Raw genomic sequence first — 13293 nt, forward strand, 5'->3', positions numbered from 1 at the left:
AGCAGCTTCCCCCTAGGCCGCGAGGCTGAATCGTTCGGCGTGGACCTGGGAGTTCGGCACCTTCAGCTCACGCAGGCTGCGCAGCACCGCGGAAGTCATCCCGGGCGGGCCGCAGACGAACACGTCCCGTTCGTGCACGTCCGGCACCATCATGTGCAGGTTCGCCGGCCCGAGCATCACCCCGCGCGGCCCGACCGCCTGGTCCGGTCCGGTGAGGAGGCTCACCATGGCGCCGCGTGCCTTGGCCAGCTCGTTGAGCTCCGGCAGCAGCACCGCGTCGGCCTGGTTGCGCACCCGGTACAGCACGACGACGTGGCCGTCGATGTCCTCCAGCAGCGCCCGGATCGGCGTGATGCCGACGCCGCCCGCCACGAGCAGCGCGTTGGGCCGCGTCTGGTGGATCGTGGTGAAGGCGCCGTACGGGCCTTCGGCGAACACGCGCGTCCCGACGCGCAGATTGCGCAGCCCCGCGCTGGAATCGCCGAGCGCCTTCGCGGTCAGCCGCAGCGAACGGCCGTCGGGCGCGGCCGACAGCGAGAACGGATTCGCCTGCCACCACCGGTCCTTGGTCAGGAACCGCCACAGGAAGAACTGCCCCGCCTTGGCGGGCAGCTTGTCCAGGCGCTTGCCGGACATGTACACCGAGACGACGTCCGGCGACTCGGAAACCACCGCCGTGACACGCAGCTGGTGACGCAGGTTCCGCCACAGCGGCAGCACCACGCGCCCGAGGAGCACGGCCGCGCCGGCTCCGAGCCAGAGCGTCCACCAGTACGCCTTCGCCGTCTCCGAACCGGCGAACGACTGGCCCAGTGCCATCTGGTGCGTGAAGGCCAGGAACACCGCGGCGTAGGTGTAGAGGTGGATGAAGTGCCACGTCTCGTAGGCCAGCCGCTTGCGGGCGAACTTCGCCGAGGCGGCGCCGACGATGAGGATCACGGCGAAGGCGACCAGCGCCCGCAGGATCCCCTCGAGGGTGTTGGCCATCTCGACCAGTTCGTCGACGACGCCCTTGTCCGTGACCTCCGCGTAGCCCATGGTGATGAACACCAGGTGCGCCAGCAGGGTCCAGAGGATCGTGAAGCCGGTCCAGCGGTGCCAGGTGGTCAGCCGGTCCATCCCGAGCCGTCGGTCCAGCCAGGGCAGCCGGGCCACCAGCAGCAGCTGGACCGCCATCGCCAGCGCGCCGTACATCCCGGCGAGCCTGCCGATCGTGATCAGCACGTTCTGCGAAACCCCGGCCTGCACGAACAGCACGGTGACGGCGGCCACGTTGGCGCCCAGGAAAAGGAAGAGGCCGGATTTCGCGGCGATCCGGGGGCGGATCGCCGGGCGCGCGGCCTCGGCGGTCTGCGTCATGGTGGTCACACGGATCCCCCTTCGGTTCGGTTCACGAAGGCCAGCCTCGCCGCCCGTGCTGTGGCGAGTCTGGGTGCCGGCTGTCGGAATCCTGTCGGCCGCCGCCTCGGGTCGCCCGGCGCGCTCGCGGCGGGAGAAGATGCAGGGGTGCAGACTCCCGACCCCGTGCGCCTGCTCGTCGTCGACGACGAGCCGCACATCGCCGACCTCGTCGCCACCGTCGCCCGGTACGAGGGCTGGCAGGCGGTCACGGCCGGCACCGGCCAGGCCGCGCTGAGCCGGGCCGCGGAGTTCGGGCCGGACATCGTCGTGCTCGACCTGATGCTGCCCGACCTCGACGGCTTCACCGTGCTCGACCGCCTGCGCGCGAACGGCAATGCCGTGCCCGTGGTCTTCCTCACGGCCAAGGACGCGACGGCCGACCGGATCGCCGGGCTCACCCGCGGGGGTGACGACTACCTCGTGAAGCCGTTTTCGGTCGAGGAGCTGATGGCGCGGCTGCGGGCGGTGCTGCGGCGCAGCGCCGGGCTCGCCCACCAGCCCGAGGCGCGCGGCGCCGTGCTGCGGGTCGGGGACCTGACGCTCGACGAGGACACCCGCGAGGTCCGCCGCGGCGACGTCCTGGCCGAGCTGACGCCGACCGAGTACGAGCTGCTGCGCTACCTGATGCGCCGTTCGCCCGCGGTGCTGACCAAGGCGCAGATCCTCGACCACGTCTGGGAGTACGACTTCGGCGGCCGGTCCAATGTGGTCGAACTCGTCATTTCGCACCTGCGGCGCAAGGTCGACGCGGGCGACGGCGAGCCGCTGATCCACACCGTGCGCGGCGTCGGCTACGTCGTGCGGCAGGCGCACCGGTGAAGCGCTTTTTCGTCCGGTGGTACGGAGCCTGGCAGCGCACCCGGCTGGGCACCCGGATCACCCTCGGCCTCGGGGCGCTCGCGCTGGTGGTGTTCGCGGCCGTGGGCGTCACGACGGTCGGGATCATGCACGACTACCTCGACCGGCGGCTCGACGAACAGCTGACCAAGAGCCAGAACACGCAGCTGCCGCAGCTGCGCCAGACGCACGGCTCGCCGCAGTCGGTGTACTCCTGGTACTCGGCGCTGTACAAGGTCACCGGCGGGGTCGCCGTGCCGGAGCCGGGCGGCCGGCTGCCGGGTGACGCGAAGCAGCTGGCGAAGATCGCCGCCGACGCGGTGGGCGGCGATGTCACCCGCACCGTCTACCTGCGCGACGACGGCCCGTACCGGGTGCGGGCGTGCCCGGTCGACGTCGACTCCGTGCTGCTCTCGGCCGCGCCGCAGAAGGACCTCGAAGGCACCGTCCAGCAGCTGATCTGGGTGGAGGTCGGCGCGTTCGCGCTCGCGCTGGGCGTGCTGGTGGTCGTGGGACGGCTGGTGCTGCGCCGCGGCCTGCGCCCGCTGGCCGACATGGCGGGCACCGCGCACGACATCGCCTCGCACGACCTCACCGCCAACCCGGACCTGCCGGTGCGCGCGGCGGGCGCCGGCGGCGGCGCCGAGGTCGAGGAGCTGCGGACGGCGTTCAACGTGATGCTGGCCCACATCGACACCTCGCTGGCCGCGAAGACGGAGGCCAACGAGCGGCTGCGCCGGTTCGTCGCGGACGCTTCGCACGAGCTGCGGACGCCGCTGACGTCGATCCGCGGGTACGCCGACCTGTTCCGCTACGCCGCGGCGAACGAGCCGGCCGAGCGCGAGGCACACCTGGCGAAGATCCGCGAGGAGACCGCGCGGATGACCGTGCTCGTCGACGACCTCCTGCTGCTGGCCCGGCTCGACGCGCGGGCCGCCGAGACGCCGTTGCGGCCCGAGCGCGTCGACCTGGCCGAGCTGGCCGGGGACGCGGCGGACGCGTTCGCCGCCGGGCGGCCGGACCACCCGCTGACTTCGGCGTTCTCGACGGCGTTCGTGGACGCCGACCCGGTCCGGCTGCGGCAGGTGCTGGACAACCTGCTGGCCAACGCGGCCGTGCACACGCCGCCCGGGACGTCGGTGCACGTCTCGGTGGCCGCGGCGGATGGATCCGCGGTGGTGGAGGTCACCGACTCCGGACCCGGGATCGCGGTGGCCGATCAGGAGCGGATCTTCGACCGGTTCTTCCGCGTCGACGACTCCCGCACCCGCGGCAACGGCGGCACCGGCCTCGGGCTGTCGGTGGTCCATTCCCTGGTCACGGCGCACGGCGGCACGGTCTCGGTGACGTCGTCGCCGGGCCGGACCACGTTCAGCGTGCGGTTGCCGCTCGCGCGGTGACGTGCTCCGGGGTGGTCCAGCCGGGCGAGAGGTCTTCGGACGGTTCGGGCGCGCCGTAGACCGTCCGGACCGGGAGCACGCCGGCCCAGGCGGTGTCGGCCTCGACGTCTTCGGGTTCGTCGTCCGGGCCTTCGGCGCGCATCTTCACCGACGCCTCGGCGAGGTCCAGCGCGAGCACCGACACCGCGGCGAACTCCTTGGCGTTGACTTCGCGCGCGTGCTCCCACGAGCCCGGCGCGAGGTGGTCGGTGAGCACCTTGAGGCCGTGCCTCTTCGCGTCGGCGTCGAGGACCGGCGTGGCCTGGCCGAGGATGACGGCGCTGCGGTAGTTCATCGAGTGGTTGTTGACCGAGCGCGAGTAGACGATGCCGTCGAGGAGCGTCACGGTCACGCAGACGTCGAGGCCGTGCGCGGCGGTGCGGAGGCTGGCCGCGCCGGTCGAGCCGTGCAGGTAGAGCGTGTCGCCGTCGCGGCCGTAGCCGGTGGGGAGGACCAGTGGAACGCCGTCGCGGACGACCCCGAGGTGGCAGATCAGGCCTTCGTCCAGGACGGCGTGCAGCGCGGAGCGGTCGGTGACGGCGCGGTGCTTCTTGCGGCCGAGCGTGGTGCGGGGCGTGGTCGACAACATGCGACCAGCGTCTCCCGGTCCAGTGGCCTCGGAAAACGGCCACTTCTCGTACACTTGGGAAGTCCACTTCTCGTTCGGGGAGGTCCTCGTGTCCGACACCGCGCTCCCGGTGAGCCTCGACCGGTCGGCGGTGACGCCGCTGGCGGTGCAGCTGGCGGACGCGCTGCGCGAAGCGGCGGCAAGCGGCCACCTGCGCGGCGGCGACCGGCTGCCTTCGACGCGGGCCTTGGCGGGACGGCTCGGCGTCAGCCGCACGGTGACCTCGGCGGCGTACGAACAGCTGCACGCCGAGGGCTGGATCGCGGGGCGCCACGGCTCCGGCACGTACGTGACGACGCCGCCGTCTTCGTCGGCCTCCTCGGTGCCGGCGCCCGCTGTCCCGGCGGTCGAGGCGGTTTCGCCGGTGCTGCTGGACCTCGGCCCGGGGACGCCGTGGGCGGCCGGGCTGGACCGCGCGGCCTGGCGCCGGGCCTGGCGGGCGGCGGCGGACCCGGAGCCCCTGGTCCGCGCCCACCGCGCCGGGCTGCCGGAGTACCGCGCGGCGGTGTCGGAGCACCTCCTGCGGCACCGAGGCTTGGCGGCGGGCTCGGTCCTGGCGACGGGCGGCACGACGGCGGCGGTGGTCGAGCTGGCGGCGGCGGTGCTGGAGCGCGGGGACGTCGTCGCGGTCGAGGAACCGGGGTACCAGCGGGCGGTGCAGGCGTTCCGGCGGGCCGGGATGCGGGTGGTGGGCGTGCCGGTGGATCTTGAGGGGCTGCGTCCTTCGGCGATTCCTCCGGACGCCAGGGCGGTCTACTGCTCGCCGGCCCACCAGTACCCAATGGGCAGCAGGCTGAGCGCGGCCCGGCGGGTGTCGCTGGTGGAGCGCGCGCGTGCTGACGGGATGCTGGTCATCGAGGACGACTACGACGGCGAGCTGCGGTTCGACGTGGCACCGCTGCCGATGCTGGCGGCGCTGGCACCGGACGTGGTGGTGCACCTGGGGACGACGTCGAAGATCTTGACGCCCACTTTGGGTGCGGGCTGGATGGTGGCCCCGGAGGCGATCACGTCGGCGGTGCTGGCGTACCGCGACCTGACGGGGACACGGCCGTCACCGGCGGGACAGCGGGTGCTGTACGAGTTCGCGCGAAACGGCGACCTGGGACGTCACCTGCGAAAGCTGCGCCGCGAGATGGCGGAGAGGCGGACCCTGCTGGCGGGGGCCTTGTCGGCGGCGGAGGTGCCGGTGCGGGGTGACGACGCGGGGGCGCACCTGGTGGTGCCGTTTTCGTCGGCTTCGGTGGAGGCTTCGGTGATCGCGGCGGCCGAGCGGCGCGGGATCCGGTTGGACGGGCTGGCGCGGCACTTCGCCGGGACGCCGTCGGCGCACGGGGTGGCGATCGGGTACGCGGGGTGTTCGCGGGAGGCTTTGGTGGCGGCGTTGCCGACACTGGTGGCTTTGCTGCGGTGAGGCTTTGGTGGCTTTGCTGCGGGTGAGGCGTTGTCCACAGTTTGGTGGGGCTGTGGACAAGGTGGCCCGGTCGGCGCATTCCGCGGCCTCGGCGTCGGTCGCTGCCGATACGCTCAATTCGGTGGGCGGTTCCCCCTGGGAGGGCGGGTGCGGCCGGGGGTCCGGCGGTTCCTTGGGAGGGCGGGTGCGGCCCGGCGCCGGCGGTTCGCTGGGAGGGCGGGTGCGGCCGGGGGCCGGCGGCATGACCGGCACCCACCCAGACCTCCCCCGCCACCCCGATCCGAAGCCGGCACGCGGACGGTGGTGCCGGGTCAAGGCACGCTTTCCCGCCTTGACGCGGTACCACCGTCCGTAGTGACAATCGAGCTTCGGGGTGGTGGACCAACGACAATTTCGCCGGAACTGAGCCGAAAGCCGCCAACTCCGAAACCCACCAACCCCTCGACACACAAGACGTACCAACCCCGTCACCGGTTGCGTTCACCGCACCGGGCTCGGCTGTTCGCTGAGGTCACCGGGTACGGTGGCTCACCATGAGCGAGAAGATCCGGGTGGCCGTCGTGTTCGGTGGGCGCAGCAGCGAGCACACCATCTCGTGCCTGTCCGCCGGGAGCGTCCTCGGCCACCTCGACCCCGAACGGTTCGAGGCCGTCCCCGTCGGGATCACCCGCGCGGGCCGGTGGGTGCTCGGCACCGGTGACTCCGCTCAGCTCGCCATCCGCGGCCGCGAACTGCCGTCCGTCGACGACGGCAAGGGGCTCGTCCTCGCCGGCGATCCCTCCAGCCAGGGCCTCGTCGCCGTGGAACCCGGGCGGGAAAGCGAAATGCTGTCGCAGGTCGACGTCGTCTTCCCCGTCCTGCACGGCGCCTTCGGCGAAGACGGCACCATCCAGGGGCTGCTCGAACTCGCCGGCATCCCGTACGTCGGGCCCGGGGTGCTCGCCAGCGCCGCCGCCATGGACAAGGAAACCGCCAAGAAACTCCTTGCCGCCGAAGGGCTTCCGGTCGGCACCTACCGGGCTCTCCGGCGAAACCAGTCCACTTTGGACGACCAGGAGAAGGAAGCCCTCGGCCTCCCCGTCTTCGTCAAGCCCTCGCGGGCCGGCAGCTCCGTCGGGATCTCGCGCGTCGCCGACTGGGCCGAGCTGGACGCCGCCGTCGAACTCGCCCGGGCCACCGATCCCAAGGTGCTCGTCGAGGCCGCCGTCGTCGGGCGGGAAGTCGAGTGCGGTGTCCTCGAATTCCCGGACGGCCGCGTCGAAGCCTCGCTGCCTGCCGAGATCCGTGTCCTCTCCGAAGACGAAAACGCCTGGTACGACTTCGAAACCAAGTACCTCGGCGACGACGCCGAACTCGACATCCCGGCCAAGCTCGACGACGCCCTCACCGAGAAGCTCCGCGCGATGGCCGTCGAAGCCTTCCGGGCGCTGGACTGCCAGGGCCTGGCCCGCGTCGACTTCTTCGTCACCGAAGACCACGAGCTGATCATCAACGAGGTCAACACCATGCCGGGCTTCACGACGAAGTCCGCCTACCCGAAGATGTGGGAGGTCACCGGCATGGACTACGCGACGCTGCTGACCACCCTCGTCGAGACGGCGATCGCCCGCGGAACCGGCCTCCGCTAAAGCTAGGAGAACCGCAGCGGCTGCGGAGCCAGCTTCGCGGCCACCGCGTCCGAGACGGCCTGCAGTGGCCCGGTCCCGGCGCTGTCCGGCACCGTCAGCGCCGCGTAGACCTCGCGGTCCACCACGTACCACGTCGACGTGCCCTCGCCCGGCACCTGCAGCCACTGCACCTTGTTCACCAGCCGCAGCTGCGCCGTCGGCGTCAGCTCCGGCGGCCGGTCGAGGCCGCAGCGCAGCACCACGGGATCCTCCGCACCCCAGGCCACCGTCGCCGGCGGGGCCGGGGACGCCAGGGTGCGCACCTTCAGCGCCGTCCCGTTCGAGGTCAGCTCGGTGGGCACGGCGCCCAGCAGCGTCGTGCACGCCGGCGCCCCCGCGGCAGGCGCCGGCACGGCGACGAGCGGCAACGGGCCGGCCAAGGAGTCCGGGGAGGGCCGCGTCAGCGCGAAGACGGCGACGGCGACCGCCAGGGCCACGGCGAGCGCGGCCGCCGTGACGAGCACCACTCGCGGCGGTGCACCAGTGTCGGAATCAGGCACCCGACCACTACACCACTGGTCAGAGGTGGACCACCGGGCAGGTCAGCGTCCGCGTGATGCCCTCCACGTTCTGCACCTTCGCCACGACGAGCTGGCCCAGCTGGTCGACGTTGTCGGCGGCCGCGCGGACGATGACGTCGTACGGTCCGGTGACATCCTCCGAGCTGGTCACACCCGGGATGCTGGAGATCTCGGCAGCCACCGCGGCCGCCTTGCCGACCTCGGTCTGGATGAGGATGTATGCGTGGACCACGGCGCGCCCTTTCGTCGGGATCGATCGGCTCAAGGTAGGAACGTCATCAGCAACGTATCGCCAGCTCATCGAAAAACATAGGGCATCCGACTATCGGTGATCGATCTTTGTCCCGGTAGAGAAAGCAGAGGTGACCGGTGTCACCGAACGACGGAACGGTCGCCGAGACCGGCGAGTTCGCGCTCATCCGAGCCGTCACCGAAGGACGGCGCCAGCCGCCGGGCACGCTGCTCGGCCCGGGCGACGACGCCGCCGTCGTCGCGGCCCCGGACGGCCGCGTGGTCGCCGGCACCGACGTCCTCGTCCAGGGTGTCCACTTCCGCCTGGACTGGTCCACGCCCGAGCACGTCGGGCGCAAGGCCGTCGCGGTCAACCTCGCCGACATCGCGGCCATGGGCGCCACGCCGACCACCGTCCTGGTCGGGCTCGCCTGCCCGCCCGACACCCCGCGCGAAGTCGTCATCGGGCTGGCCGACGGCATGTGGGCCGAGGCCGAGCGCGCCGGTGTCGGCGTCTCCGGCGGCGACATGGTCCGCGCCGACCAGCTCGTGATCAGCGTCACGGCGCTCGGCGACCTCGGTGACCGCGAGCCGGTGACGCGCTCGGGCGCCCGGCCGGGTGACGTCGTCGCCGTCAACGGGCGGCTCGGCTGGGCCGCGGCCGGCCTGGCCGTGCTCGGCCGCGGCTTCCGGTCCCCGGTCGGCGTCGTCAACGCCCAGCGCTGTCCGGAACCGCCCTACGAAGCCGGGCCGCGCGCCGCGCTCGCCGGGGCCACGGCCATGATCGACGTCTCCGACGGCCTGCTCGCCGACCTCGGCCACATCGGCGAGGCCTCCAGCGTCGGCATCGACGTCCGCACCGGCGACCTCGACATCCCCGCCCGGCTCACCGAGGTCGGCGCCGCCCTCGGCGCGGACCCCCTGGACTGGGTCCTCACCGGCGGCGAGGACCACGCGCTGGCGGCCACGTTCCCGCCCTTCACCGAGCTGCCCGACGGCTGGCGCGTGATCGGCGTCGTCACCATGCCCGAGTCCGGGATCACCGTCGACGGGAAACCGTTTTCGCGAGAAGCCGGATGGACGCACTGGCGCTGATCTAGGCTGCGGAAGCGTGAGAATCGTTCCGGTCCCCTACGACCACCCCGACGCGGCCAAGCTCATGGCCGCGGTGCAGCAGGTGTACGTCGAGCGCTACGGCAGCGAGGACGCCACCCCGATGAGCCCCGCGGACTTCGACCCGCCGGAGGGCCTGTTCCTGGTCGGCTACCAGGGCGACGAAGCGGTCGCCTGCGGGGCGTGGCGCGCCCACGACGGCCCCGCGCCCGACTTCCAGGACGGCGACGCCGAGTTCAAGCGCATGTACGTCGCGGATTCCGCCCGCGGCCGCGGCTTCGCGCGGATGATCCTGTCCGAGCTGGAACGCACGGCGGCGCTGTGCGGCCGCAAGCGCGCGGTCCTGGAGACCGGGACCAAGCAGCCGGAGGCGATCGCGCTCTACACGTCGTCGGGCTACGTCGAGATCCCCAAGTTCGGCGTCTACAAGGACGAGCCGGACAGCCGCTGCTTCGGCAAGGACCTCACCTCGGTGTGAGCTTCAGCAGGGCCGCCGCATGGGGCCGCAGGGAGGCGAAAACGGAGCCGACGGCAGTGCCCGTCTCTCGGCGGGCCCACAGGTCCCGCACGTGCCAGGAGCCGGGGATCGAAGCCGAGACGGTCGCGGTGGTGCTGCCGGTGTTGAGCAGCACCACCGCGAAACCGCCGTCGCTCAAGGGTTTTCCCCACACCTGGTAGCCGGGGCCGGTGGCCAGCTGCCGCCCCTGGCTGCCCGCGAAGTCCTGGTCGACGGCGATCACCTCGGCGTTGCCCAGCGTCGCGAGGTCGGCGTCGCTCAGCTTCGCCGGGTCGGTGCCGGCGAACAGCGGCGCGTTCAACACGGCCCAGACGCTGAAGTGCGCGCGCGACTCGTCGGCGGTCAGCGTGCCGTTGCCGACCTGCAGCATGTCGGGGTCGTTCCAGCCGCCGGGGGAGCCAGTGTGGACGGCGACGGCGGCTTGCTGGTCGATCGTCGCCAGCACGGAGTCCCAGGTCGGGACCAGGTCGTTCGTGGTGCGCCACAGGTTCGCCACCGGCCGCGCCCAGGTCCACGGGCTGGAGACGCCGTACTCGGAGATCGCGTAGACGATCGGGCGGGGCAGCGCGGCCAGCTCGTCGCGCATCTTCTCGAACGCCGCTTTCCGGTCGAGGCCGTCGACGGTGTCGGCGTAGCACCAGTCGTACTTGAGGTAGTCGACGCCCCAGCGGTCGAACGTCTCGGCGTCCTGGCGTTCGTGGCCGAGCGAGCCGATGCCCGACGCGGGGTAGGCGTCGTTGGCCATGGCGCAGGTCCGGCTGCCGGGCACGGCGTAGATGCCGAACAGCAGGCCGCGCGAGTGGACGTAGTCGGCGAGGTCGGCGATCCCGTGCGGGAACCGCTTCGGGTCCGCCTGCAACGAGCCGTCGGCGGCCCGGGTGGGCGCCTGCCAGCAGTCGTCGACGACGACGTACTGGTATCCCGCGTCACGCAGGCCGGTGTCGGCGAGCGCGTCGGCCGCGTGCTTCACGACGTCCTCGGTCAGGTCGTAGCAGCGGACCTGGTTCCAGCTGTTCCAGCCCATCGGCGGCGTCGCGGCCAGGCCGTTCGCCAGTGCCGGGGACGCCGTGGGCAGGCTGAGCAGCCACGTCAGCACGACGAGGAGGAGCACGAGCAGGCTGGTTTTCGGTGTCGGGGCGATGGCGTGATCCAATCGCACGGCACGTGAAACCGCAGTCACCCGGAGGCGGCATGCCGATCTACGCACTCGGTTCGCTCGAGCCGACGATCCACCCCGACGCCTACGTCCACCCGGACGCGACGGTCATCGGCGACGTCCGGATCGGCGCTTTCGCGTCCGTCTGGCCGCAGACGGTCCTGCGCGGCGACCACGGCTACATCGAGATCGGCGAGCGGTCGAACGTCCAGGACGGCTGCGTCCTGCACTGCACCGAGCGGCACCCGACGATCCTCGGGCCGTCGTCGGCGATCGGGCACGCGGTGCACGTCGAGGGCGCGACGATCGGCACCGGCTGCCTGATCGCCTCGGGCTCGGTGGTGCTGAACGGTTCGGTGATCGAGGACGGCGGCATGGTCGGCGCGGGCGCGGTGCTCTCCTACGGTTCGCACGTGAAGACCGGCGAGATCGCGTTGGGTGTGCCGGGGAAGACGCGGGAGAACAAGTCGTTCGGTCCCGAGAACATCGCGATGGTGGTCGAGTCCTACGTCCAGCGGGCGCAGCGGTTCAAGGCGGAACTGAGGCGGCTCGACCCGCTCGGGTGACGCCGGCCACGCCCGGTAGGCTTGCGCGCCGTGACCGCACGACCGCTGCAGGACATCGTCGAGGCAGGCTGGGCGCAAGCCCTCGAACCGGTGGCGCCGCAGGTCGCCGCGATGGGGGAGTTCCTCCGCGCGGAGATCGCCGCGGGCCGCACCTACCTGCCGGCGGGCGAGCACGTGCTGCGGGCGTTCAAGCAGCCGTTCCACGACGTCCGCGTGCTGATCGTCGGCCAGGACCCGTACCCGACGCCGGGCCACGCGGTGGGCCTGAGCTTTTCGGTGGCGCCGGACGTCCGGCCGATCCCGAAGAGCCTGGTCAACATCTACAAGGAGTACGTCGACGACCTCGGCCACCCGCTGCCCTCCAACGGCGACCTGACGCCGTGGGCCGAGCAGGGCGTGCTGCTGCTCAACCGGTCGCTGACCGTGCAGCCCGGGAAGTCGAACTCGCACCAGGGCAAGGGCTGGGAAGCGGTCACCGAGCAGGCGATCAAGGCCCTCGCGGCCCGGTCCGAGCCGATGGTGGCGATCCTCTGGGGCCGCAACGCCCGCAACCTGCGGCCGATGCTGGGCGAGGTCCCGTGCATCGAGTCGGCGCACCCGAGCCCGCTGTCGGCGCACAACGGCTTCTTCGGCTCGCGGCCGTTCAGCCGGGCCAACCAGCTGCTGGAGCAGCAGGGTGCGGCGCCGGTCGACTGGAAGCTTCCCTAGGTCCGCGTGTCCGGATCGGCGTGACGGCTCCGACCAGGGGGTAAACAGACCTTGGAGGACCCCATGAACGTCACTTCGGCCGACGGCACGTCGATCTTCTTCGAGCAGCGCGGCGACGGGCCGCCGGTGATCCTGATCGGCGGCGCGTTCAACGACCGCACGACCACGGTGGGCTTGGCCGAAGTCCTGGCCGGCGACTTCACGGCGGTCACCTACGACCGCCGAGGCCGCGGGGACAGCGGCGACGCTCCGGAGTACGCCGTCGAGCGCGAGATCGAGGACCTCGCGGCGCTGATCGCCCACGTGGGCGGGACGGCGTCGGTGTTCGGCCACTCGTCGGGCGCGATCCTGGCCCTGGAAGCCGCTGCGACGGGCATCGGGATCGAACGCGTGGTGGCGTACGAGCCGCCGTACGCGACCGGCGAGCACCCGCGGGCCGACGTCGTCGACGAGGTGCGGGCGCAGCTGGCGGCGGGGGACCGCGACGGCGCGGTGGCGACGTTCCTGCAGGTCGCGGGCACGCCGGCGGAGATGATCGAGGGGATGAAGACCGCGCCGGTCTGGGGCTGGTTCACGGCGCTGGCGCACACGCTGCCGTACGACCTGACGATCTGCGGCCGCGACGCCCGCCCGCGCGACTCGCTGGCCCGCATCGCGGTCCCGGCCCTGGTGATCGGCGGCGGCGCGAGCGACGAGGCACTGCGGTCAGGCGCCCGCGCGGCGGCCGAGGCGGTGCCGGGAGCGCGTCACGAAACGCTCGAAGGCCAGGACCACGGCGTGCTCCAGTTCCCGGAGACGCTGAAGTCGTTGCTGACCGATTTCCTGAAGTAGGACATGAAAATGGCGGGTGCTCCGAGGAGCACCCGCCATCCCAAACTCCTCGGCGTCAGCCGCGAACGACCTTGCCCGCCTTGATGCACGAGGTGCACACGTTCAGGCGCTTGCGCTGGGACACACCCACCTTGGCGTGGACGGTCTGGATGTTCGGGTTCCACCGGCGGTTGGTACGGCGGTGGGAGTGCGAGACCGACTTGCCGAAGCCGGGTCCCTTGCCACAGACGTCGCACACGGCAGCCACGTCGAACTCCTTTGGAT

Annotated in this window: 15 protein-coding genes; 9 read left to right on the plus strand and 6 right to left on the minus strand. The window is 71.9% G+C overall.

Annotated features, from left to right (window positions below):
• Positions 1-12 precede the first annotated feature (12 nt).
• Positions 13-1359: a ferredoxin reductase family protein gene (locus tag BLW76_RS12145; RefSeq protein WP_091319314.1), complete on the minus strand. Its 1347-nt coding sequence runs from the start codon at positions 1357-1359 to the stop codon at positions 13-15.
• Between the two features lie 147 nt (positions 1360-1506).
• On the opposite strand from BLW76_RS12145, the gene BLW76_RS12150 reads away from it, so the two are divergent.
• Both BLW76_RS12150 and BLW76_RS12155 read left to right on the plus strand, forming a co-directional pair.
• Positions 1507-2220: a response regulator transcription factor gene (locus tag BLW76_RS12150; RefSeq protein ID WP_091306355.1), complete on the plus strand. Its 714-nt coding sequence runs from the start codon at positions 1507-1509 to the stop codon at positions 2218-2220.
• Complete coding sequence (locus BLW76_RS12155) at positions 2217-3638, plus strand: sensor histidine kinase (RefSeq protein ID WP_091306357.1); 1422 nt, start codon at positions 2217-2219, stop codon at positions 3636-3638. Before BLW76_RS12150 ends, BLW76_RS12155 begins: the two co-directional genes overlap by 4 nt.
• Here the strand turns inward: BLW76_RS12155 and BLW76_RS12160 are convergent.
• A complete protein-coding gene (locus BLW76_RS12160; RefSeq protein WP_091306359.1) occupies positions 3610-4266 on the minus strand; it encodes a pyridoxamine 5'-phosphate oxidase family protein in 657 nt (218 codons plus the stop codon). The two genes, BLW76_RS12155 and BLW76_RS12160, sit on opposite strands and share 29 nt — an antisense overlap.
• An 88-nt stretch (positions 4267-4354) precedes the next feature.
• Between BLW76_RS12160 and pdxR the strand changes: the two genes are divergently transcribed.
• A complete protein-coding gene (gene pdxR / locus BLW76_RS12165; RefSeq protein WP_091319316.1) occupies positions 4355-5719 on the plus strand; it encodes a MocR-like pyridoxine biosynthesis transcription factor PdxR in 1365 nt (454 codons plus the stop codon).
• A 533-nt stretch (positions 5720-6252) separates the two neighbouring features.
• Positions 6253-7347 (plus strand): D-alanine--D-alanine ligase family protein, encoded by a 1095-nt coding sequence (locus tag BLW76_RS12170; protein ID WP_091306360.1) that lies wholly within the window; start codon positions 6253-6255, stop codon positions 7345-7347.
• A gap of 2 nt (positions 7348-7349) precedes the next feature.
• Here BLW76_RS12170 and BLW76_RS12175 read toward each other — a convergent pair whose 3' ends face one another.
• Both BLW76_RS12175 and BLW76_RS12180 read right to left on the minus strand, forming a co-directional pair.
• On the minus strand, positions 7350-7886 hold the full coding sequence (locus BLW76_RS12175; RefSeq protein WP_208613274.1) for a DUF3515 domain-containing protein: 537 nt from the start codon (positions 7884-7886) through the stop codon (positions 7350-7352).
• 19 nt (positions 7887-7905) lie between these two features.
• Entirely contained in the window at positions 7906-8139 is a 234-nt protein-coding gene (locus BLW76_RS12180) for an Lrp/AsnC family transcriptional regulator (RefSeq protein WP_003091994.1), read from the minus strand.
• Between the two features lie 137 nt (positions 8140-8276).
• On the opposite strand from BLW76_RS12180, the gene BLW76_RS12185 reads away from it, so the two are divergent.
• Entirely contained in the window at positions 8277-9233 is a 957-nt protein-coding gene (locus tag BLW76_RS12185; RefSeq protein WP_091306364.1) for a thiamine-phosphate kinase, read from the plus strand.
• A 16-nt stretch (positions 9234-9249) separates the two neighbouring features.
• The gene (locus tag BLW76_RS12190) at positions 9250-9729 is read left to right on the plus strand and encodes a GNAT family N-acetyltransferase (protein ID WP_091306365.1); all 480 of its coding nucleotides are present in this window, start codon (positions 9250-9252) and stop codon (positions 9727-9729) included.
• Here the strand turns inward: BLW76_RS12190 and BLW76_RS12195 are convergent.
• On the minus strand, positions 9716-10927 hold the full coding sequence (locus BLW76_RS12195; RefSeq protein ID WP_091306367.1) for a glycoside hydrolase family 27 protein: 1212 nt from the start codon (positions 10925-10927) through the stop codon (positions 9716-9718). The two genes, BLW76_RS12190 and BLW76_RS12195, sit on opposite strands and share 14 nt — an antisense overlap.
• 32 nt (positions 10928-10959) lie before the next feature.
• Here BLW76_RS12195 and BLW76_RS12200 point away from each other — a divergent pair, with 32 nt between their 5' ends.
• The 3 genes from BLW76_RS12200 to BLW76_RS12210 all read left to right on the plus strand — a co-directional run bounded on the left by BLW76_RS12200 (position 10960) and on the right by BLW76_RS12210 (position 13029).
• Positions 10960-11490, plus strand: a complete 531-nt coding sequence (locus BLW76_RS12200; protein WP_091306368.1) for a gamma carbonic anhydrase family protein — start codon at positions 10960-10962, stop codon at positions 11488-11490.
• 30 nt (positions 11491-11520) lie between these two features.
• Positions 11521-12198: a uracil-DNA glycosylase gene (locus BLW76_RS12205; protein WP_091306370.1), complete on the plus strand. Its 678-nt coding sequence runs from the start codon at positions 11521-11523 to the stop codon at positions 12196-12198.
• A 63-nt stretch (positions 12199-12261) separates the two neighbouring features.
• Entirely contained in the window at positions 12262-13029 is a 768-nt protein-coding gene (locus BLW76_RS12210) for an alpha/beta fold hydrolase (RefSeq protein WP_091306371.1), read from the plus strand.
• 55 nt (positions 13030-13084) lie between these two features.
• Here the strand turns inward: BLW76_RS12210 and rpmB are convergent, their stop codons facing one another.
• Entirely contained in the window at positions 13085-13276 is a 192-nt protein-coding gene (gene rpmB, locus BLW76_RS12215; protein ID WP_003091970.1) for a 50S ribosomal protein L28, read from the minus strand.
• Between the last annotated feature and the right edge of the window lie 17 nt (positions 13277-13293).

It is taken from the genome of Amycolatopsis tolypomycina, assembly GCF_900105945.1.
Classification (GTDB): Bacteria; Actinomycetota; Actinomycetes; order Mycobacteriales; family Pseudonocardiaceae; genus Amycolatopsis; species Amycolatopsis tolypomycina.

Excerpts from the sequence above, each read along its gene's own strand:
- BLW76_RS12170 (WP_091306360.1), top strand. The coding sequence starts at position 6,253 with ATGAGCGAGAAGATCCGGGTGGCCGTCGTGTTCGGTGGGCGCAGCAGC.
- BLW76_RS12210 (WP_091306371.1), top strand. The coding sequence starts at position 12,262 with ATGAACGTCACTTCGGCCGACGGCACGTCGATCTTCTTCGAGCAGCGC.
- BLW76_RS12200 (WP_091306368.1), top strand. The coding sequence starts at position 10,960 with ATGCCGATCTACGCACTCGGTTCGCTCGAGCCGACGATCCACCCCGAC.
- BLW76_RS12145 (WP_091319314.1), bottom strand. The coding sequence starts at position 1,359 with ATGACGCAGACCGCCGAGGCCGCGCGCCCGGCGATCCGCCCCCGGATC.
- BLW76_RS12160 (WP_091306359.1), bottom strand. The coding sequence starts at position 4,266 with ATGTTGTCGACCACGCCCCGCACCACGCTCGGCCGCAAGAAGCACCGC.